Below are 22,335 nucleotides of genomic sequence, written 5' to 3' on the forward strand. Positions count from 1 at the left end.
TTCAAAATTAAAATTCAAGGATTCTGAGTCTTGAATGATTTTGTCAAAGAAAGAACTACGTTTTTCTATACAAATCATCCTACATTTTAACTCTTACTAGAACTCGAAATTACCTCCAATGGTGAAAGTACGAGGGTTCGGATAGTGACCATCGTCTACGTTCATATAGCGAATATTGTTATTGAACGAACCAAGTTCTGGGTCATAACCTGTGTACTTGGTAAAAGTGTACAAGTTTTGCATAGACACATACAAACGTGCATTGGTCAACTTCGCTTTTTTGATTAGGTCTTTTGGAAGGTTATAGCCAAACGAAACATTTTGGATACGTAAGAAAGAACCATCCTCCACAAAACGGTCAGACACACGGAAGTTGTTGTTATGCCATTGGTTATAACGAGGTAAAGTAGCATTGGTATTGGTAGAAGTGTATCTATCCAAAACCGTAGACAACTGGTTCCAGTAGGGATTCGTCATACCTTCAGTCAAACGACGAGTGTAATTCAAAATCTGTCCGCCTTGGCTACCATTTAAGAAAATCGAAAGGTCAAATCCTTTGTAATTAAATGTGTTTGTGATACCGTAAGTAAAATCAGGATTAGGATTTCCAATAATCGTTACGTCTTTTGAGTCAATTACACCATCGCCATTCAGGTCTTTGTAACGTACATCACCCAACCACGTGCCTGTTGGTTTTACATCCAAACCTTGTTTTGCACCATCTTTATTTAAGTCTTCCATTGTACGGAACAATCCATCTGTAACATAACCATAGAAAGTTCCTACTGGATGTCCAACCATTGTATTCGTTACCAAAACAGCATCTCCATATTCCTTGTATCCACGAATTGAAGCTGAAGCGTCATTCAATTCATTCAGGATGTTGTTGTAGTGAGAGAATACAAAATTAGTTTTCCAAGAAAAACCATTTTTCTGAATATTATAAGTCGTCACGCCAATATCAATCCCTGTGTTGGTCATTTTACCAGCATTCGTCCAAGGCGAGTTAATATCATTCCAAGCCGTTCCTAAACCCGAAGAAACAGGCAATTGCGTTTGTAACAACATATTGGTTGATACTTTTTTGTACACATCCAATGTCACATCAACACGTTTATTCAACATCGAAAGGTCTACCCCACCGTTGTAAGTCACTACTGACTCCCAAGCCAAGTTTGGATTTCCTACGTTTTGTGGAATCCCCCCTGCACCATAAGGCGCCGTTGAAAACAAGCGGATATTGGTGGTATAAAGGTTGTTTCCACCTACGCCCGAATTACCTACTGCACCTACCCCAGCTCTTAGTTTGAGATAGCTAATCAAATCCCATTTTTTAGCAAATGTCTCTTCCGAAACTGTCCAACCAACCGATGCTGCTGGGAAATACCCGTAACGTTTGTTTGGTCCAAAACTAGCTGAACCATCGCGACGAAGTGAAGCACTAATAGAGTAACGATTGTTGTAAGTATAGTTGACACGACCAAAATACGATTCCATTGCCCAAGGATATTTGCCACCACTAATCGACTGTGTAGTACCACCTTCCCCAGCATTTAAAGATTGTAAATTTAAAGTCAAATTTTGACGAGAAGCCGTTACCTGATCATAGTTAGATTCAGAAACCTCATGACCTACAACTGCATTTACCCAATGTTTTCCAAAACCTTTATTGAAAGTCAAATAGTTTTTCAAAGACCAATATAAGCTTGTACCACGGTCTTCTATCAATTTACTTGGCGAAAGAATAATCAAACCTGTGTTGTCATTGCGCACATAAGGTTGAAAAGCCGAGTTTTGACTCATGGTAAAGTCGTAGTTCAATTCGTTACGCAAATTGAGGTAATTGGTAAAATTCAATTCTGCAAAAATATTTCCAAAAGCCTTGGTTTGAATAGCTGTCACATTACGCATTTCGGCCAAAGCCACAGGGTTGTTGGGATTCCCAAATGTAGAACCGCCAATAGATACTACCGACGCATATTGTCCATCAAACCCACGTACTGGCGAAGCAGGGCTATTATAAAGACCCACACTAATCACCGCATCTGAGCCGTCGGTTAGTGTTATACGTTGGTTCGAACGGGATAAATTCACGCTAACACCCGCCTTCAACCAGCTCTTTACTTGTTGATCAATACTGGCACGTAAAGCAAAACGCTCGAATTTTGAACCGATAACCGTACCTGTTTGCTCAAAGTTATTTAAAGAGAAATAATACGTTGTTTTGTCTGAACCTCCCGAAAACGCTAATTGGTGATTACGAATATATCCTCTTTGGAAAATCGCATCTTGCCAGTCGGTACCGCGACCTAATACTTTTGGATTTTTGAATTCGCCCAAAGTATCCAAATTGCCAGCACCACTATTACGAATTTCAGGAACTAAAGAGTTGAAATAATTGGCGTATTGTTGTAAATCCATCAATTTCAAACGTCTTGGCACTTCTTGCATTCCGTAATATACATCGTAAGAAATTTTACCCTCACCACTTTTTCCTTTTTTCGTAGTAATCAAAACTACACCATTGGCAGCCAAAGCACCATAAATCGCCTGTGCAGAAGCATCTTTCAAAATATCTATTGATACAATATCATTCGAGTTTAGCGCAGCCAATGGACTTTGTACCGACTGACCAGCCATACCGCCTAATTGGTCTTGAGACACACTACTTCTTCCACTCAAAATTGGCACACCATCAATCACATATAGCGGTTCGTTGCCATTTACACTTGTAATACCACGCACACGCACCGACACGCCACCACCTGGCTGTCCACCGTTACTTGTTACCGTTACACCTGCTACTTTTCCTTGCAAGGCTTGGTCTACCCCCGGAACAGGCAAGTTCTTGATGTCTTTTTCACCAATCGAAGCAATAGAAGAAGTTACCTCATTTTTCTTGGCAGTACCATAACCAATCACCACGACTTCTTGTAGATTTTTGTTGTCGGCAATCAAGGAGATATTGATAGTAGAACGACCATTGATTGCGACCTCAGTAGGTTTGTATCCAACAGACGAAAACACTAAGGTTTTACCAGAAGATGTCACTTTGATCGCATACTCACCCTTGACATTGGTGGCAGTTCCACTCTGGACATCTTTGACCCTTACAGTTACACCGGGCAATGCCTCACCAGACTCATCGGTTACCTTACCCGAAACTGTTCGTTGTTCCTGCGCCAAAGTAGACCAAATGCTACTCAAGAACAGAAAACAAAAGAATAGTAGTTTTTTCATGTTCATTATTATCTGAGAATAAATTATTGATATTTTAACATGACAAAATTATATACCTATACTACGAACAATATAGTACTATTTTATCTAATCATAACATTAAAACTACTCTTTACAAAATCATAATAGACTTATTCTAACATAAACTTAAAAAAAACAGGACTATAAACGAAAAAACACAAATTATTATCTATTTTTGACAAGATTATTTAGCAATTGAGCTAGCCATTTATCAATACTTTTTTATCTTTTCCAAACTATATTATTATCCAAATAATCTTTCTTTTTCCTTAAAATTATGACTAAAATTATCCGAGAAATTACTCCATTGACACAAAGTGATTGCTTTACCTTTTTTTCAAGGGTAAAAAAAGAGTTTAACTTTCCCCTACATACGCATGAGGAGTTTGAAATAAACTTTATCATGAATGCCAAAAATGCCAAGCGCATTATTGGTGACCACTCCGACAATATTGAAGATTTAGAATTGGTATTGGTTGGTAGCAATCTCCCACACGCATGGTTCACACATCAGTGTGAAAGTGAAGAAATTCATGAGGTGACTATCCAATTTCATCGAGATTTATTTGATGAAAAATTCTTGAAAAGAAATCAGTTAAGTTTTATCAGAACACTTTTAGAACGTTCGTCAAAAGGTATCTTGTTTTCGCCCGAAACGGCTCAAGCTTTAAAGCATCGCTTTTTGAATTTACACCAAAAAAGTGGATTTGATTCTGTTCTCGAACTGATGTCAATTTTACATGATTTGTCGATTTCGAGAAATATGCGAACGCTCTCAAACACGTCTTTTTCGAACGACTCACTATCCTACAACAGTCGTCGTATCGAAAAGGCGTTTGAGTATATGCAGGCCAACTATGACAAGAATATTACACTCGAAGAAATGGCAAAATTGGTCGGAATGACAGAGGTATCTTTTAGTAGATTTATCAAAAAACGTACTGGAAAAACTTTTGTAGACAGCCTCAACGAAATCAGAATTGGGCACGCCTCTCGCTTGCTGATTGATACAACGCATACTATTGCTGAAATATCCTACCAAACGGGTTTCAATAATTTGTCTTATTTCAATCGTGTTTTTAAAGCTAGAAATAGCTGCACTCCCAAAGAGTTTAGAGAAGATTTTTCTGGGACAAGAACCTTTATTTGATTTCGGATGGGGGATTTTTGATTGCGGATTGAAATTGTTATTTATAAGACATTACTAGTTCAAGACTTTGTCTTGGACTTATTTTTTATACAGTTTATAAACTGAAACAAATGATAGTCCGAGACTAAGTCTCGGACTAGACAAGAAGGTAATTTTTATTCCGAAATCGTCAATCCAAAATCTAAAATCATATTGCCTCTCTAAGGCTTGATTTGATACTCCAATATGCTCAAAGGAGAAGACATGCCAGCTTTGGTAGGAGGAGCTTGCTGCATTAGAGATATAATTCCAGTTTGTTGGAAACGAGAAACATCGGGCTTGGGTTCGAGAATACTAAGATGATGAGTATCGATGCCAACGATTTTCCACTTCTTCCATTGGCTCTCACTCGTAGCTTTCAGAATCACCAACTCCCCTTTTTCAAAATAGATAGAGTGCGTTATTTTCTCGCAAGCTGATTGTCTATAGTAGAGAAGATACAAATGGTCATTGGCGTCAAACAAGATTTGTGGGCGTGTGCCTGCCTGAGCGATGATAAGTTTTTCATACCATTTGCCATTGGTATCTCGCCACAAATGATAATATCCGCTAGCCTTTCTATCCCAAAAATCTCCTTCTTTAAAAGGCTTATTCGGTAATTTGCTCCAGTACACTATATGAGTTCGCCCCTTTGAGTCTACTGCCTGCGCCTGCTGATTCATCAAAGACTGTTTACGATTAATGGTTCGAATAATCGAGTGTTTGGACGCCACATTCATCAATATATTCGAATCGGCATGGGCGATTATTTCACCACGATTATTTTTCCACGATTTTCCTTGGTCTTTACTGAATGCATATATCCAATCATGGTTTGCTCCATCAGCTTTTTCACGCCAAGTAAATGTGGTATAAAGCACTCCATTTTTGTCATAATCCCAACCATTATAGTAGGCATTTCGAGAACGACTATTATCCAAATCATCTTCAAAATAGCCCTCTGGACTATCAATTGCATGGCGTTCTTGCCATTGAGATTTTTGAGCTTTATAAGTTGCCATCCAAGTTTGACCATCACCACTTTTACCTTTTCTATAAAAAAGTTGCAGATTTCCGTTGGGCATAGACACAAAACTTGGATAGCTTACCTCCTCTATTTCTTCATCCAATTGATGCGAAAGCGGTAAAAACTGGCTTAGTTTCCAAGATGTTTTTTCAGGAAAATCTAATAAATATTTTTTCGAACGGATATAGTTAAGCGTATTATTATGATGGTCGAATGCGATATGAAGCGTACCGTCATTGGCACAAAAACCCAATGAAATGGTATTATGAGCATCGTCTTTACTCAGAATGTACGGGAAAATAAGGATATCTATTTTGTTAGTGCGAAGGTTTCTCCGAAAAATACAAAGCTGGCGACTAGCATTATAAAATCCTCCGTATTGAAAGCTTTTATAGGTTGCTAATGCTTCTTTTTGAAAAGCCTGCCCATTGATATTTAGTCCATAATCACCTTGAACGGTCAAGGCTTTAAAAGTCAACAAGATAGTCTTTATAGGTTTGATTGGCTTTTGAGCAATGCTTCCATGAACAAAGCTCATAAATACGATGAATAAAACTTCTTTAATAAAATGTCGGTTCATCAGAATGTAGTGCTAAAGATGTAACCACAAAGTAGGTGTTTTTTAAATCATAAAAAAATAGGCTCTATAGAAATTCCTTCTACTGAGCCTATTTATCTTATCCAAAGCTACTTTTCTGTGGGCACTACGCCATTCAATGGAACTACACTATTCAGATATTCTTCGATGTTGGTATAACCATCTTTGTCACGGTCGGCACTTGCATCAGTTGCATCTTTGGGATTCAAGCCTTTTTGGGTTTCCCACGCATCAGGCATGCCATCATTATCGGTATCTTTATAAGGCTTACCTGTATAGGTTGGATAGCCCCCTACTTGACTAATATCACTTATGATACCTTGTTTGTAACTATCAGCAGGCAATCTTCTCTTGATATATTGTCCTCCTGTAGGTGCTTGGGCATCTGCACTATAGACAATTTTACCCGTACGAACTTCCTCTATTACGCGTGTGTCGACAGGGTCACGTTTGGGAAGATTAGCTCCTACATTGGTCAACACGTAATCATACGCCTCTTTTGCCGAGATCTGTGTAACCTTTGCCATAGGAAATGGCTGATTGACGCGCATACTGTCAGTTTGATTACCAGCATTTGGAAGGCTTTCAATCTGAATTCCTCCATCCCAATTATCCTTGGTCACACGCTCATTGCCTTCCATGATATTTCCATTGGCGTATACCTTTCCATAAAGGCTTTTACTTTCTGGCGAACGCCCCGATTCTGGTTTGAGAATACGATAACGAATGGGCTGGTTTTCAGGAGTAATAGGACCTGGTTTGTAATAGTTGTTGATGAAGTTAAAAAACGATTTATTGTCACCTCCATCAGCAGAACGATTCCACCAGTTGAAAACTACATTATTGACAAAGCCAAAATCGCCATACATGCCAATCGAAGGATTTCTTGCCACATTATTTGCCCAAAGATTTCGCATAAAGGTACTATTCAACCCTCCGATGGTACTTCCAAAGGCATGGTTATAAGTATCTAAACATTCTGAAAAAATAGAATTTTGAATCGTAATATTTACCGTAGGTAATTTCAAAGGACTTCCTGATTCTCGGTCATATACGTGACGATACATCGACATATTTTCGTCCAATCCCCAACTTGCTGACACGTGGTCAATCATAATATTACCTACCACATTACCACCTATAGCATCATCACGACGAGTAACTTTAGTCTCGCCTCTTCTAAATCGCATATAACGAATAATAACATCATGGGTATCTATCAAAACCGATTCGCCAGCAATACAAATGCCATCGCCAGGAGCCGTTTGCCCAGCAATAGTAACGTAAGGAGCACGAATAGAAATAGGAGAACTGAGACGAATAATACCTGCTACATTAAAAACGATAATCCTAGCGCCACCCTGTTCGCAGGCCTCACGGAAAGAGCCAGCACCGCTATCATTGAGATTTGTCACCACATATACTTTACCTCCACGCCCACCAGTCGTGTAAGCGCCACCGCCTTCAGCCCCTGGAAATGCAGGAATAGAAGCTTTAAGCAAATCCGAAGGTTTGGAAGCATTAGGTACATAGATTTTCCCTTTCTTATGGTCTTGCTCAACAATGAGATAAGCTTTTTTCCAAGCCTCCTCTGATTTTTGCTTTGCTTCCTTTGCAGCAGCTTCTTCTTTTGCCTCTAATTCAGGCGGGATAGTTGGGTATTGCGCCATTGCGGATATACTTCCTAACAATGAAACGAACAGTACGCCTAAGCCAATTTGTTTATGCATAAGTATGATATATTTAGGGTTGAGGTGATTAAGCTATCACCTACTCGAAGTAAGACCCTACAAAATTAGGCTGTGCATTAGGCTATACTATATATAATTTTTGCAGGAATTTATAGGTTTTTACCAGCAAACAAAACTAAACCAAATTGAGGCATAGGTTATTGATGTTTTCATTATTACTTAGTCTATGCTATTAAATAACAAAACGCCGTAAGTACAAAAGAAATCCAATAGTATTGGCTTCTTAGGCACCTACGGCGTTATCATAAAACTTTATTGGTTTGATGTATAATTAATTAAAAAGACCCACCACCTCTTTGGAAGCCACCGCCTCCACTAGGAGGCCCATCAAATCCACCACGGCTTTGTTGGTTTTGTTGAGAAGACTTTCGCATATCTTCACGACGTTTCAAATATTTTTCGTACTGCGCAGCGGTTAGCACTTCACTCATTTCATGATCTTTATCTTTCATGAGTTTTTCCATAATTTCTCTATTTTTCTGCATATCCTTTTCCGACGGTCGACCATCTTCAGAAGAGTTTCTTGCACGAGAACGCATTTGTTTTTGCATAAAATCCGTTTGTGCCAAGGCATATTTTGTCGAAATATCTGTTACGCGGTCGATTTGATCAGGATTGAGTTTGAGCTTTTTCTTCATCCATTTTACCTCCTGCTCTACCATTTTTTCTGGGTCTGGTGGCTCAGGTGTTCGTCCCTCAAAATCAGGACGCATACCACCGCCTCCACCGCCTTGAGGAGGTCCTCCGCCAAATTGAGCTGAGGTTGTCAATGAAAAACATAAAGCCGCAATAAAAGCAAAAGCACCAAGTGTTTTCTTCATCATTTTCATGGTTATTGATTGTTAGCCCACTGAGTTTTGGAGTTTATCAACCTCGACTTGCACGCTTTGTCGAGGTTTGTTTTTGAAACTCAGTAGATTGTTTTTATGCTAAATCAACGCCACACTTGGCACACTATGATGATGTCTGATACACTTGGTACTTTTTTGTATAAAAGCCTTAATAATCTGTCTATCTATTGGCTCCACTCAGTTGGAGTACGATCCCAACGATGTCCTTTCAATTCTTGTAAAAGCTGTTCAGAAAGTCCTTTTCCATCACTACAGCCCATATTGGACTCCACGTTACGGATTTTTCTCATTCCTGGAATCGTCGTAGAAATATCTGGATTGCTTAAAATAAATCGGATTGCCATTTCGGCCATGCTCATACCAGCAGGAATCAATGGACGTAACGCCTCAGCATGGTCTACACTTGAATTGAGGTTTTCAGGAACAAAATAAGTAGAGCGCCAATCTTCTGCTGGGAAAACGGTTTCTTTCGTCAAATTGCCTGTCAAGGTTCCTTCATCAAACGGTACTCGAGCAATGATTGCAATATTTTTTTCACGACACAATGGCAACAAAACATCTTCTGGATTTTGGTCAAAAATATTATAAATCACCTGAACGGCATCAATCAAATCAGTTCTCAGGGTCTCCAAGCAATTGTTTGGCTCCCAACGATTGACACTCAAGCCCCAAGACAACACCTTGCCATCTTTAGTCAATTTGGTAATTGCCTCCTTCCATTCGTCGTGCTGTGCCCAAGCATCTTCCCACACATGGAATTGCTGTAAGTCAATAGCCTCAACACCAAGATTTTTCAAACTCTTTTCAGTGTATTCAACGATATAATCCGCAGGAAAAACGTCAGCGATATTGAAATGTGCTTGAGAAGGCCAAATTCTATTTTTCGGTGGAATTTTAGTAGCTACGTATAATTTTTTCTCAGCATGTCTTTTGAGTGTTTTATTCAAAATCTCTTCACTCAAACCATCGCCATAAGCCCATGCCGTATCAAAAAAGTTACAGCCCATTTCAATAGACTTATCCAAAGCATTGTTTACTTCTTGTTCTTCCGAACCTGTCCAGCCAGCCATGCCCCACATACCATAACCCACCTCGCTCACTTGCCAGCCTGTACGACCAAATTTTCTGTATTCCATATTCAAAGCGTTTTGATTGTATATCAATACCTCAAATTTCTTGGATTTTTTACAGAGTTTATTAGAAAGTAGAAAGGTTTATTTACGAAATCGTTTTCGAAAGAGCTAAGGTAGATTCTCTAGGGATAATTTCAGATTGAAGCATAATAGACTGAAAACTCAAGGTTTTCCTTGGTTTTTCAATTTGTGCAATCAGTAGTTCTGTGGCTTTTTTGCCCATTTCTGTAGCTGGATGCTTTACTGTGGTAAGGGTGGGACTCAACACCGTAGCCAATGGAAAATCGCAGAATGACAAAACTTTCAGCTCTTGAGCAATCACCAATGCGCCCGATTTACAGGCCGACCACAAAGGCGTCACCAATTCCTCAACCGAGGCAATAACCCCATCGAAAGATTTGTCTTGTAATAATCGAAAAAAGGTATCATCCGAAATCTCTTTCGGTATCTCGACAATATGGGTTTCGGGATTAGTAATATTTTTTTCTGAAAGAGCTTTAAGAAATCCTTGCTGTCGCAGATTTAAGGTAGAATTCGATGTTCCATTCAACAAATAACCAATTTGTCGACAACCACTATCCCACAGATGTTGTACCGCTCTGTAGCCCAATTCAAATTCATTCGTTACAACCTTATGAGCCTGAATCTCTTGTGGAACCCGATCGAAAAACACTAAAGGGATATCTTGAGAAAGGAGATTTTGAATATGCGAAAACTCTTGTGTTTCGAGCGCCAACGACATCAGAAGCCCGTCAATTCTTCCCAATTGCAAGCTTTCAAGAATCATTCGTTCTTTTTCAAAACTCTCATTGGACAAATAAATCAGGACATGATAGCCTTGCACACGAGCCACCGATTCGATACCCTTGATGACCGAAGCAAAAAAACTATTTCCAACTTCTGGAATAACAACAGCGATAGTTTTGCTTTTGTTATTGCGCAATCCGCTCGCATGAGGATTGGGTGAATACTGATATTTTGTCGCCAACTCCAATACTCTACGCTTCGTTTCGTCACTAATTTCGTGGCTATCATTCAAGGCTTTCGAAACAGTACTTGTCGAAACATTGAGTTCTTTAGCAAGGGTTTGGATATTGATTTTGGTTTTCAAGGAACGAGTAGTAAAGGTTTTATTTCTTCTAAAAATACCCTCAGAAATATCTAAGGGCATTTTTTATGGAATTTTCTTACAAAAAAAGCCTACTTTCCAATACAGAACTTAGAGAAAATATTAGCTAACAAATCATCCGTAGTTATCTGCCCTGTGATTTCACCTAAGTGATGGAGCGCAAAACGAATATCTTGAGCGAGAAAATCGCCTGTAATACTGTTTGACAAACCTTCTAACACATGATTCAAAGATTCGCTGGTTTGTAATAAATGTTGATAGTGACGAAGGTTGGTCACAACGGTATCTCCTGCTTTGATTTCCTTGGTTTTGACTTTTTGAACCAATGTTTTCTGTAAGCTTTCGATATTCTGGTTTTCAGAAGCAGAAATCCAAATAATGACTGGATAGGCTTTTTCAAATTCCTGCTTTTGGTGTACACTGAGCTTATCTTGTTTGTTTCCAACTAATACGTAAGGAGCATTAAATGATTGTATTTGTTCTTCGATTTCCGCTAGACTAATTTCTGAGGCATCAAACAAATAAATAATCATACTAGCTTTTTCCATCTGTTGCAGTGTACGCTCCACTCCGATTGCCTCAATGGTATCATTGGTTTTGCGCAAACCCGCTGTATCTATCAGTCGGAAACGAATACCTTCGATAAACAGCTCATCTTCAATAACATCGCGGGTAGTTCCTGCAATATCTGAAACGATAGCTTTTTCTTCGTTTAATAGTCGGTTGAGCAAGGTTGATTTACCAGCATTTGGCTTGCCCACAATTACAGTTGGCACACCATTTTTGATCACATTTCCCATCTCAAAACTATCAATCAAAGGCACTAATACACTCTGAATTCGATGAATCAATTGACGTAAATCGTCACGGTCAGCAAACTCTACGTCTTCCTCGCCAAAGTCTAATTCAAGCTCAATTAGCGAAGCAAAATGAATCAAAGATTCTCGTAGTTGCGCGATTTGCTTTGAAAACCCTCCTCTAATTTGATTAATGGCCGTTTGGTGCGACGCCTCCGAATCTGACGCAATCAAATCTGCTACGGCTTCGGCTTGTGCCAAATCGAGTTGTCCATTCAAAAATGCACGTTGTGTAAACTCTCCCGGATTAGCCAAGCGAGCACCATTTTTCAATAAAAGCTTAAGTATTTTCTGAATGATATAATCAGACCCATGACATGAAATTTCGATGGTATCTTCCTTAGTGTACGAAGTGGGTGCTTTAAAAAGCGATATGAGGACTTCATCTACAATCAAATTTTGGTCGTCACGAATGGTACCAAAATGAATGGTATGCGAAGGTTGCTGATGAAGATTTTTACCTTTAAATATTTTTTGAACTACGTCGATGGTCTGAGGACCCGATACCCGAATCACTCCGATGGCTCCTACTCCTTGCGCTGTGGCTAATGCACAAATGGTATCTTGATTCATGAATGCGTTTTTAATCGTTTGGTATGATTGCTTTTGCTAACCATAACGCAAAGTTAAGCATAAAGGGTTTCTTATCATACCAAACGATTCTGCCAAAATCTTAGAACAAAGATTGTAGCTTCATGGCAATAGACATATCTCCTGCAATTTTGATTTTACCAAACATCACAGCCGTCATTGGATTGAGTTTACCTGTCATTAATTCTGCCAAATCACTTGCTTTTACAGAAATGGTACAATCAGCAGGTGAATCTGTATTAGTCACAACGCCATCCGCTGAAATATGGATGTTTCCTTGGTCTGTAGCAAATTTGATAGAGTTTCCTAAACCACCTTTTTGAGATGCTAGGCTAGAGATTTTGTCAAAAATTTCAGAAAAGTTCATTTGTATATATGATAAAAGGTATTGATTGCTTTGAAAATAAAATTATTATGCAAGCATACGAATTTTAATTGTAAAATCAAAATGGAGGGAGGCAGAAAGAAGGCACAAGTGGCAGAGGCGCAAAGGCACAAAGGGATTTTCGGTAGAGACGCAATGCTTGCGTCTGGTGGTAGAGCGAACAGGCACAGCGTGAATTATGAATATTAGGTAAAAATAGCAAGGGCAAAAAGGATTTGGATTTAATATAGTTTAAACTTCAATAAAAAACCTCTTTGCCTCTGCCACTCAAAAAACCTTTACCCCTCAACCACTAAAAACACTTTGCACCTTTGTGCCTCTGTGCCTTTGCCACTTCGCACTCCACAGCCTTTGCCACTCTCCCTCAAAACCCAAACACCGCCTTAACAGGAATAAAAGGCACTAATCTTTCTTCTAAAGGATTATTAGGAATTTGGAGTAAATCTGCCACTTCTTTTCCTAACAAATGACGCATAAAGGCACTTGGAATGGTTTTCAATAATGGATTCTCTATAAACTCTTCCAATGCTTTTAGAAGCGATTTTGTTAGACCAACTCCTTCTTCTGAAGTTCGAAATTGTCGTTTGGCTATAGCTTTGGCTAAAACAAAAGCCTCACGAAGATTTTGTGGCAACAACCCTATCTCCACGCCCATCATAGCATTAATAACATTCCAAGTATGCAGATATGCCTCTGCTTCTTGATCGGTGAATGAAAGATTATTTTTGCGCATACCCACAATCACAATATAGCTAAAGGCAAGATTGGTTCCTGCCATATCCTCTTGATTTACAGGCAATCCCCAATCCTTGGTATTCCAAGTTTGATGGTGTAAAGTAAAAAAACGGATAGAAGCGTGCATCAATCTAACTTTCAAAATACGCAACATTGCGATCGGAATACCAGCTTCTGAGATTTTCCACTGTTTGGGGTTTAATACACCAAAAACAAAACTTCCTGTTTCCTCTAAGCGTTTTCTGGTGTCTTTTCCAATCCGCTCTGACATCCATAAAACTTTCGCCCCATCTGCACCTGCGTAACAGTACGGCAATGACAAACAACCCAACATTAAGGCAATATCAGCTTGGTGTTTTTGGGCAAAATCTAAACCTCTTTGGAATTCTCTTTCTTGGTAAAAAGAAGGAAAAACAGCATTTTCTTGAAAATACTTTTGCACAAAATCTAACTGATTTTTCCAATCAAAATCTTCTTTGACTAGCCATTGAAAAAAAGTTCTCAAGCCAGTTATCCCAACTTGTTCAAATACCAATTGAATACAATTGTCTGCTAGCTGGTCACCTTGCTGACGGGAGTCTTCGAGCATTTGATTAGAAAAATATCTGGTAGACTTTATAGCTTGTTTTTTCATAAAATTGAATCTATGTGTCTTATTTGAACCAAGAAAACGCGACTTTGGTTATTTCAATAATCTAACGGACTGTAACCTTTTTTTGTTTAAAGGTATTCATAAAAGGAAAGTTTGTAATTTTGTATCGCCTTCGGGCAATTGATTCTGAAGCATTTTTCATTTAATAAATTTTTATCACATGAACATTTTTGAGCGTCAGCGTGCACAGCTTCGTGAAGTTTTAGAAAACGAAATCGCTAGAGGTAAAGCATTTTTGGAAGAAAACAAAAAAAGACCAGAGGTTATCGAAACCGCTAGTGGCTTACAATATGAAGTATTGATAGAAGGTACTGGACCAAAACCTTCAGGACCAACTGCAAAAGTTTTGACACATTACCACGGTACTACTATCGACGGTGTTGTTTTCGATAGTAGCGTGTTGCGCAACGATCCTATTTCTTTTGGTTTGCACCAAGTAATTTCTGGCTGGACAGAAGGTTTGCAATTGATGCCTACGGGAAGTAAATACAAATTCTATTTGCCACATAACTTAGCTTATGGCGAACGTGGTGCAGGTCCAGACATCCCTGGTGGCGCTGTGTTGATTTTTGAAGTTGAGTTGTTGAAAACCAACTAGATTTTTTTAATGGTGAATGAGTGAATTGTGAATGAGTGAATGGGAAAATATTTATTCAATCACTAATTCACAATTAGAACTGTACGAAGGTCTAAGTTTTGTTTTTAAATCCTTCGTACAGCCCTAATTCACAATTCATCATTCAAAACTCCTTCCCCTATCTTCCACAAATGCGTTTGAAATCACAATAAGTACAAATATCTCTATCTTCTGTACGAGAAAATGGTATCTCAGGATTAAGCAGTTTTTCTAAAAATTTAGCCAAATATTTTTCTGACGAAATCATAAATTCTTCGATAGTTTCATCATCTGAAAACTTAAAATCTTGCTCTAACAAACCTGCCTCTATATTTCGGAAAGAGTAAATTCCTGACACTACCTTATTTTCATCTGCCTTCAACCTTGTTCCTCTAATGCTCAGCCCATATTGTGTCATCATCCTTTTCAGAATCATATACTTATACAACCATAGCTGACGAAGTTTACCTTTATCTGGTTCTTCTAACAAAACTTCATCAATTAAGTCTGTTTTCACCTTCAAATCTTCGGGTTTTACCAAACCTGTTTTGTAGTCAATTACTCGCACCGTCCGACCATGGATGCGGTCGCCGTGAATGCGGTCGATGCGGTCGATGCGACCTGCCAATTTAAAAGGGATTGTTCTGCCATTTACTTCTACTTCTAGGCCTACCTTGAGTGTTTTCTCAGCATCTAGTAGTTCAATCGGAAAGGCTTCATTGGCTATCTGAAATTTCAAAAACTTCTTAACTAAAGTCTCGCCTACTTGATATAAAATATAGTTTTCGCCTTCAGTCATTCGAAGTCCTGGATTGGTTTGTTCAAATGCTTTTTTGAGATAGGAATCTATATTTTTCAATACAAACTCTAAATCTGATTGCTGAATAATACCATCTGTTTTTTCGATTAAATCATCCCCTTTTAAAAATGCTGTGTCTATATTTTCAAAAGTTTTGTGAATCCAGTTACCAAATGAATCGGAAGCCAGCTTTTCGGCTACCTCCTCCTCTGGCGCAATACCTGCTACTTTGTTGAAATAATACTGCATCGAACAATCCACAAACTGATTAATATGCGAAGGATAGATACCCCGCTCGTTGATTTCCTGTTCAATCATCGCGAGCATATCGGGCGTTTTCTCAATTTTTAGTCCGCTTTCCTCCTCCTCTGCTGTAATTTCTGTTTCGAAATTGACTTGATTTTGAGTAATATTCAAGTTCGGATTGAGGTGGCGAAGTTCATGTTCTATTTGCAAAATAAAACGACTTTTTTCGGCTGCGCCATACGTATCCGAAGGCAACACATGTACCAATACCACTTCCTTGGCTCTTTGTGAAAGTCTAAAAAAGTGATACGCCATAACGGCATCCGCGTGATTATGGGTTGGTAAATTAAACTGTGGATCAGACAGTGCCTCGTACGGGATTAGCGTATTTTGTCGCTTGCCTTGTGGCAAAACACCTTCGTTGACCGATAAAATAATCAATCTTTCAAAATCCAACGTTCGGGTTTCGAGCATACCCATAATTTGTAAACGCTGATCCGTTTCGGACTCGAAAGGTATTTTGGTTTGTTTGATTAGTTCATACAAAAAGGTCTTAAAACTTTTGATAGAAACGGATTCGCCTCGCTCTGCCAAAATCATTTCCATGCGTTGTAACAGCAAATAAAACTGATACAAGTATTCATTCTCGACTGCATCTTGGCGCTCACGATACACTTCTCGCAATAAATCAATTAGGGCATAAAACTGCTCGACGGCTTTTTTAGGTTTTTGTTCCCAGTGATTAAACACAATATTGAAAAGTCGGTCATCTTGCCCCATTTCCTTTAATTCTTTCGAACTCAAGAACACTTTATTATGAACAGTAATGTCGCGTAAAGTTTGACGAATCGGATTTTGTAATGATTCATTTTCGATAAGTTCCTCAACCAAAGGATAATGCATTGCCTCATATCTTCGCACAAATGGGTGATTGAGAATACGTACCACTTGTCGATACGAAAATTTAGGAATACGCTTTGTTTCTCCTTCTGCATTTTTGAACTCCACCAAATTACGTTGCATTTCAAACATCGCATCGATGAGGGTAAAAAGCATCGAGTTTTTGAGTGAAAGCCCCATCGTAATATTCAGATTGGCAACATCTTTTCCTAGTGAGTTCATCACAGGCACCAGTAAGTTTTCGTCACCCAACACGATGGCCGTTTGCGTTTGTCCTTCTATTTGTTGGTTCCAATCTGCGTAGATTTTCCCAGCAACTTTGGCTTGCATCGAAGCATTGGCAACGCCTATAATTTGTACATTTTTTCGACCTTTCAGCAACTCATCTGATACCCAATTCCACTCATTATTGAACAAAGGTAATTGATCTGGCATATTGTTGCCTGTACGATAATCTCTCAACCAGTTTCCTGCCTTCTGGTCCTTATTTGAAAGGTAATAGGCGTCAGAGTCCCAAAGGGTTTCTGCAAAAAAATCATTCCCTTCTTTTCTTTTCAATAAAGAACGAATGATTTTTTCTTCGGCATTCGAGAGGGCATTAAAGCCTACAAAATAGTATTTTTTATGTTGTGGACTATCCAACAAATAAGTACCTACGTGCTCGGCTAATTCACGATACGCCATGCCACGATACACGAGTCCTTTTTCGCGCAAACGAGCTTGTAGAAGGTTATATACTTCATGAATATTTTCAAAAAGCTTAAAATAACGATCGGTACGTTCGGTGCTTTTGAGGCGGTCACGTTGAGATTCGCCCAATTGCATTTGCCAGCGTTCCAAGGCTTTTGCCTCAGACATAAAGCTAAAAAGCTTTTTGGGTTCGACGAGATATTGATCTATTTTATCAAAGTCATTTAATAAAGTTGGAGCCCAAGTCATAAAGCGCTCAAAAACAACTAAAGGATCAATTGTTTTGAAAACATCATACAATTCGAACAACAAAGCCACTGGATCTATTTGTTTTAGACCCGTCACATTCATCACAAAATCGTCGATCGCCATCACATCAGGCGCCAAAAATGGAGCTTCGGCCTGATTAGCAAGAGCTTGTTTAAAATACAAAACCCCACGTCGAGATGGAATAACGATACAAATATTACTTAGTTGATGAATACTGTGTTTTTGAAAAATATGAGCAGCAGCTTTTTCGAGAAAGGTTTCCATGTAATAGTCTTTAAGGTTTTTTAGGTGAAAGCGGAGAGTTGTGAATGTTGAGTGAGTCGTGTATGAAGAAGTCTAAAAATGTCTATTTCGGATATCGGATTTGGGATTTCGGAAGTGTAAGCTTCTATATTTTGTAAAAAAAAGGTATTTCATTTTATTTCCGAAATCAGAAATCTCAAATCCGCAATTGTTGGAAATCCTCCGTACAGTTCTAAGTTACAATTCACAACTCATCACTCCACTAATGAACTCTATCACCTCGAATTTCTAAATTCGTAATAATGCTGGCTTCTATCTCAAGCCACTCATTCCAACGTTGTTTTACATATTCTGCTGGAAGGTATTCTTTGGCAAGGTCTATAAAATTGACATAATGTCCAGCTTCTGAAATCATTAGTTCATGATAAAACTTTTTCAAAGAGTCATCTTGAATCTCTTGAGATAATATTCTAAAACGCTCACAACTACGAGCTTCAATAAGTGCATTGATAAAAAGTCGCTCTCCCAACTGCTGATCTTGAGTGCCTCCGTGACGGATACTAGCATTCAACTGAATTACATATTCGTCTTTACGGGGTTTACCGAGAGCCAAGCCTCTTTTTTCGAGTTCACGAATTACCATGCGAAAATGAGCCCATTCCTCCGAAACAACGGGCATTAATACCTCTCGTAGTTTTTCTCTTTCAGGATATTGAATAATCAGTGAAATACAGGAAGAAGCTGCCTTCTGCTCGCAATAGGCATGGTCAATAAGAATTTCAGCGATATTTTTTTCAGCAATATTTACCCAACGTGGGTCTGTCGGAAGCTTAAGTCCAAGCATGGAAGTTTAAAATTAAGTTTCTTTAGCAAAAGACGCTATCTGTTAATTGTATATCGGTTATTAGATGTCAGGTAGGAATGAAAAATTAAAATCAACTATTTGACATTTGGCTTTCTGCAAAAATATTTTTCAAAAATTCATATATGCCTTTGCCTAATACCTACAGCTGATAGCATGAAGCCTATAAATTCTATTGTTAAATTAATCAAACAACAACCATCTAACCCCAAAACCAAAAGTTCTTCCAATACCTGCGTATCCTGGCGCAATGTAATAGCCATTAGTGCCCAACAATCGCTGGTTAGCATGAGATAATTTGAAAAATACACGCACACGGTTGATTCGCATATCAGCAAAAATATCCGCTTGGAAATTACTATTTAAGTACTGAGTATCTTGTAAATAGAATTGCTGCGTCGCAGGCATATAGGCATCGCCGTAATAGCCAGACTTGTAATATAACTCCAAACCTGCTTGGATGTAAAGCACTTTAGCATACAAAATATCCAACGCCAAACGTGAGTTAATCGTAATGGCTGGCATACGAATCAAATCAGAGCTTTTGGTATAAGCCCAATAAATATTGTTGATATTGGTAAATTTTCCAGACTGAAAACCCACTGTTCCACCTGCTCTAAAAATGGCAATTGGACTACCTGTTGACTGCTTGACAACTGCCTTTTGATCAAAATAAATGTAGTTGTCAATCGTCTGAAAACTTGCAAATGGGCTAAATATAACGTTCTTGATTTTTATGGTACCATTGGCATAAAAACTTAGTACTTGTAAGTTTTTCAACTGGTTTGCCTGCGAAACTGTATCATTTAACCATCTATAGGAGCTATTATACATATACTGCTGCGCCAACGTTGGGACATTTCTAAAGAAAGTTCCACCGAAGTTGAGCCACTTGCCCCTCAATTCTGCATTCAATCGATAGCCACTACCTACATGATATTCACCCTCCGCAAAAAACCTTGTACTATCTTTTAAATATTGATTGAGCCAAACTCCTACAAAGTTTTCACTTCTACTCAGTTTATCATTATTCAACAAATTGGTATAATTCAAGATTCTTTGTCGAAAATGAAGACGATAATTAAAGCCCTTGTAAAAACCTTTTATGCCAGATTTATGCTGAAATGTACTCGAACTAAAGCCATTGTATAGGGTATCTGTAGAGGCAGGGCTTTTCAAATAACTTGAAGCATAAAATTTACTGGTCAAGCTAGTAGAATATGTTTTATCGACAAACTGTGTTTTTCTACTCTCATAATCCAAGGTTTGGAAGATTTGAAAGGCTTTGTATCCTGCATATTCATGATACACGTGGACGTTATTCCAGGTATCACGACTATTGGCACTAGTCAAAATGGCATTATTGTCGTCGTACAAGAGCAATGAATCGTACGGTACGCCATTACGAGCTACACCACCCTCATCAATAATATTATGGTCAAATCTGTTGAGATAGCCCATAATGGTATATTTCTTATTTTTACTCTGATAGTTCGAATGTAGCATAAACTCCCAATGACCGATAGCATTAGGAATGGTCCCTGTAGTAGTTGTACCTCCTACCAATGGTTTAGTAGAAGTAATTCTATGCAAAGTCAAGCCCACATTCCAGAGCGAATCTATATTTCGATTAAAATCAAAATCTAAAATATCTTGCCCTTTACCTGCTGTCACATAATATATGTCCGAATAAGGAGATCGAGTGTTGTAATATTTGACATCTTTAGGCTCTATGGCATACAACGAATAGGCATCATACCCAATTCGAGTGCCTAATTGGTCGGGAGCTTGGTAAAATAATGGACGAGATGCTGTACCTAATAACCCCAAATCTACATACGTATTATTGCGCTGTAAAATGGTGCTATAATTATGAAAACCCTTTAAAAGAGTATCGATAGTATAAAGTTTCTTTCGATTATTAAAAACATCTTCCTCTAAAAAATATCGACTAGAAGTAGGTCCGTAGATAACCTTTGTAGAATCATCTAAACCGCCTTTTTGATTGGTCTTTTTTTGTTGGGTTTGGGCTGGTGGAAAGCCATTATTGTTCCCTAAACCACCTGTAGAAAAAGTATTACTAGTGGTAGTTTGGGAAAAAATACTGCCAGAAATCAGCAGTGTAAATACGAGTATAAGATATTGCGATGTTTTCACCCTGCAAAATTAATCCATTATCCGAATCCTTCGGCATAATATCTGTGAGAATTAAGATACGTACATTTGACAATGACTCAAAATCAGCTCGTCAAATTGTTTTTTCTGATTGGCATCAAAACCAATTTGAATAGGCAAATAATAAAAAAGGTGCTGTTTATCAGGAAAGTCTGCCAGCAATGGTTTTATTTTCACCATGTCTTTTTCTGTCATTAAAACGCCTTTGGCTCCTATTTCTGCTTTTTCAAGTATTACTAAAACTTTTTCAATATCGGCTTTAGTATAAGAGTAATGATCGTGGTAAACGATATTTTCAATGATTTCAAAGGTAGCTTTTGCATAATTTTCAAACAATTGAGGTTGTGCAATACCCGACAGCAATACTACCTTCTTTGGTATTTGGAGCACCCAGTCATCTATGCAAGAAGTAACTTCACCGTATTGAATTGTCGAAAAAAACACTGGACTAGCTTCATTCAAATATGGCTTGAGTTTTTGGATAAAACCTTGTTGCTGTGCTTTCCCAAGATTGTCTGGACATTTGGACACAATCACAATATCAGCTCGCTTCAGTCCAGTTCTGTTTTCGCGCAAGCGTCCCGCAGGAAAAGGGAAATCTTTAAAAATAGGTCTTTGAAAATCAATCAAAACGATATTTAGGGATGGCTTGATGGCTCTATGCTGAAAAGCGTCGTCTAGCACGATTACCTCAGGATGTACTCCTGTCATAAGTTCGGATACGCCTAAAACTCTTTTTTCGGAAACGGCTACAGAAATTTGATGTCCAAATTTTTGATAAAATTGCATAGGTTCATCGCCAAGGTCTTCCGCTGTAGAATGTGGATTTGCTAACAGATACCCCTTTGTTTTACGACCATAGCCTCTACTCAAAGTTGCGAGTAAATAGTAAGGTTGTAATAGTCGAATCAAGTATTCGACATGGGGACTTTTGCCTGTTCCACCAACGGTAATATTGCCAACATTGATGATGGGTAAATCAAAAGATTTTGACGATTTTATTCCCCAATCAAAAAGTAGATTTCTGAAAGAGGTAATCCAACCATATAATATCGAAAAAGGTCGCAACAGACCTATTAGTATAATATTCATAAGTTAATTGAACATCGATTTTTAAATAAATTCAATTATTTGACCGATTTTACAAGACAAAATTCTGAAAGAGTAACGACTTTTTACTAATTTCACCTCCCTTTTAAGAAAGTTTAACGAGTAACTGGCAAAACAATTTTAGACAATATTCTAAAAGTCAATTCATTACAAAGTAAAAAAATCGTAAATTGTTTTTTAATTTTTACTTTGTAGCCACGCCAAGTAGATTTTCGCAGGGCTTCTAAAAGAGCTTTATGATAATTGAAGAATTTATTATTCAACCTCTAAGGTCTTCACATTATCC

15 protein-coding genes are annotated in these 22,335 nt (G+C 38.3%); 2 read left to right on the top strand and 13 right to left on the bottom strand.

The window, feature by feature from the left end; genetic code table 11:
* Window positions 1-96: 96 nt before the first annotated feature.
* Window positions 97-3,240: a TonB-dependent receptor gene (locus tag GVN22_RS02755; protein ID WP_166549543.1), complete on the bottom strand. Its 3,144-nt coding sequence runs from the start codon at window positions 3,238-3,240 to the stop codon at window positions 97-99.
* A gap of 298 nt (window positions 3,241-3,538) precedes the next feature.
* On the opposite strand from GVN22_RS02755, the gene GVN22_RS02760 reads away from it, so the two are divergent.
* Complete coding sequence (locus GVN22_RS02760; RefSeq protein WP_166549544.1) at window positions 3,539-4,411, top strand: AraC family transcriptional regulator; 873 nt, start codon at window positions 3,539-3,541, stop codon at window positions 4,409-4,411.
* Between the two features lie 200 nt (window positions 4,412-4,611).
* Here GVN22_RS02760 and GVN22_RS02765 read toward each other — a convergent pair whose 3' ends face one another.
* From GVN22_RS02765 to GVN22_RS02800, 8 genes are all read right to left on the bottom strand, one after another.
* Window positions 4,612-6,036 carry a BNR repeat-containing protein gene (locus GVN22_RS02765; protein ID WP_166549545.1) on the bottom strand — a complete coding sequence of 475 codons (1,425 nt, stop codon included), beginning with the start codon at window positions 6,034-6,036 and terminating at the stop codon, window positions 4,612-4,614.
* A 107-nt stretch (window positions 6,037-6,143) separates the two neighbouring features.
* Window positions 6,144-7,784 carry a polysaccharide lyase gene (locus GVN22_RS02770; RefSeq protein WP_166549546.1) on the bottom strand — a complete coding sequence of 547 codons (1,641 nt, stop codon included), beginning with the start codon at window positions 7,782-7,784 and terminating at the stop codon, window positions 6,144-6,146.
* Between the two features lie 296 nt (window positions 7,785-8,080).
* On the bottom strand, window positions 8,081-8,629 hold the full coding sequence (locus GVN22_RS02775; protein ID WP_166549547.1) for a hypothetical protein: 549 nt from the start codon (window positions 8,627-8,629) through the stop codon (window positions 8,081-8,083).
* 191 nt (window positions 8,630-8,820) lie between these two features.
* Complete coding sequence (locus GVN22_RS02780; RefSeq protein WP_166549548.1) at window positions 8,821-9,792, bottom strand: aldo/keto reductase; 972 nt, start codon at window positions 9,790-9,792, stop codon at window positions 8,821-8,823.
* Window positions 9,793-9,874: 82 nt separating this feature from the next.
* Window positions 9,875-10,960, bottom strand: a complete 1,086-nt coding sequence (locus GVN22_RS02785) for a LacI family DNA-binding transcriptional regulator (RefSeq protein ID WP_166549549.1) — start codon at window positions 10,958-10,960, stop codon at window positions 9,875-9,877.
* Between the two features lie 29 nt (window positions 10,961-10,989).
* The gene (gene mnmE, locus GVN22_RS02790; protein ID WP_166549550.1) at window positions 10,990-12,348 is read right to left on the bottom strand and encodes a tRNA uridine-5-carboxymethylaminomethyl(34) synthesis GTPase MnmE; all 1,359 of its coding nucleotides are present in this window, start codon (window positions 12,346-12,348) and stop codon (window positions 10,990-10,992) included.
* Window positions 12,349-12,448: 100 nt separating this feature from the next.
* Window positions 12,449-12,733 carry an SCP2 sterol-binding domain-containing protein gene (locus GVN22_RS02795; protein WP_166549551.1) on the bottom strand — a complete coding sequence of 95 codons (285 nt, stop codon included), beginning with the start codon at window positions 12,731-12,733 and terminating at the stop codon, window positions 12,449-12,451.
* A gap of 382 nt (window positions 12,734-13,115) precedes the next feature.
* Window positions 13,116-14,120 (bottom strand): oxygenase MpaB family protein, encoded by a 1,005-nt coding sequence (locus GVN22_RS02800; RefSeq protein ID WP_166549552.1) that lies wholly within the window; start codon window positions 14,118-14,120, stop codon window positions 13,116-13,118.
* 178 nt (window positions 14,121-14,298) lie between these two features.
* Here GVN22_RS02800 and GVN22_RS02805 point away from each other — a divergent pair, with 178 nt between their 5' ends.
* Window positions 14,299-14,736 (top strand): FKBP-type peptidyl-prolyl cis-trans isomerase, encoded by a 438-nt coding sequence (locus GVN22_RS02805; RefSeq protein ID WP_166549553.1) that lies wholly within the window; start codon window positions 14,299-14,301, stop codon window positions 14,734-14,736.
* 157 nt (window positions 14,737-14,893) lie between these two features.
* Here GVN22_RS02805 and GVN22_RS02810 read toward each other — a convergent pair whose 3' ends face one another.
* The 4 genes from GVN22_RS02810 to lpxK form a co-directional block, all read right to left on the bottom strand.
* Window positions 14,894-17,923, bottom strand: coding sequence for a PD-(D/E)XK nuclease family protein (locus GVN22_RS02810; RefSeq protein WP_166549554.1), 3,030 nt, complete (start codon window positions 17,921-17,923; stop codon window positions 14,894-14,896).
* A gap of 241 nt (window positions 17,924-18,164) precedes the next feature.
* Complete coding sequence (locus GVN22_RS02815; RefSeq protein WP_166549555.1) at window positions 18,165-18,746, bottom strand: tRNA-(ms[2]io[6]A)-hydroxylase; 582 nt, start codon at window positions 18,744-18,746, stop codon at window positions 18,165-18,167.
* A gap of 201 nt (window positions 18,747-18,947) precedes the next feature.
* Window positions 18,948-20,921 (bottom strand): putative porin, encoded by a 1,974-nt coding sequence (locus tag GVN22_RS02820; protein ID WP_166549556.1) that lies wholly within the window; start codon window positions 20,919-20,921, stop codon window positions 18,948-18,950.
* 51 nt (window positions 20,922-20,972) lie between these two features.
* Window positions 20,973-22,031 carry a tetraacyldisaccharide 4'-kinase gene (gene lpxK, locus GVN22_RS02825; RefSeq protein WP_166549557.1) on the bottom strand — a complete coding sequence of 353 codons (1,059 nt, stop codon included), beginning with the start codon at window positions 22,029-22,031 and terminating at the stop codon, window positions 20,973-20,975.
* Window positions 22,032-22,335: the final 304 nt, after the last annotated feature.

The organism is Cellulophaga sp. BC115SP, assembly GCF_009905545.1.
In the GTDB taxonomy this organism is placed as follows: Bacteria; Bacteroidota; Bacteroidia; order Cytophagales; family Spirosomataceae; genus Flectobacillus; species Flectobacillus rivi.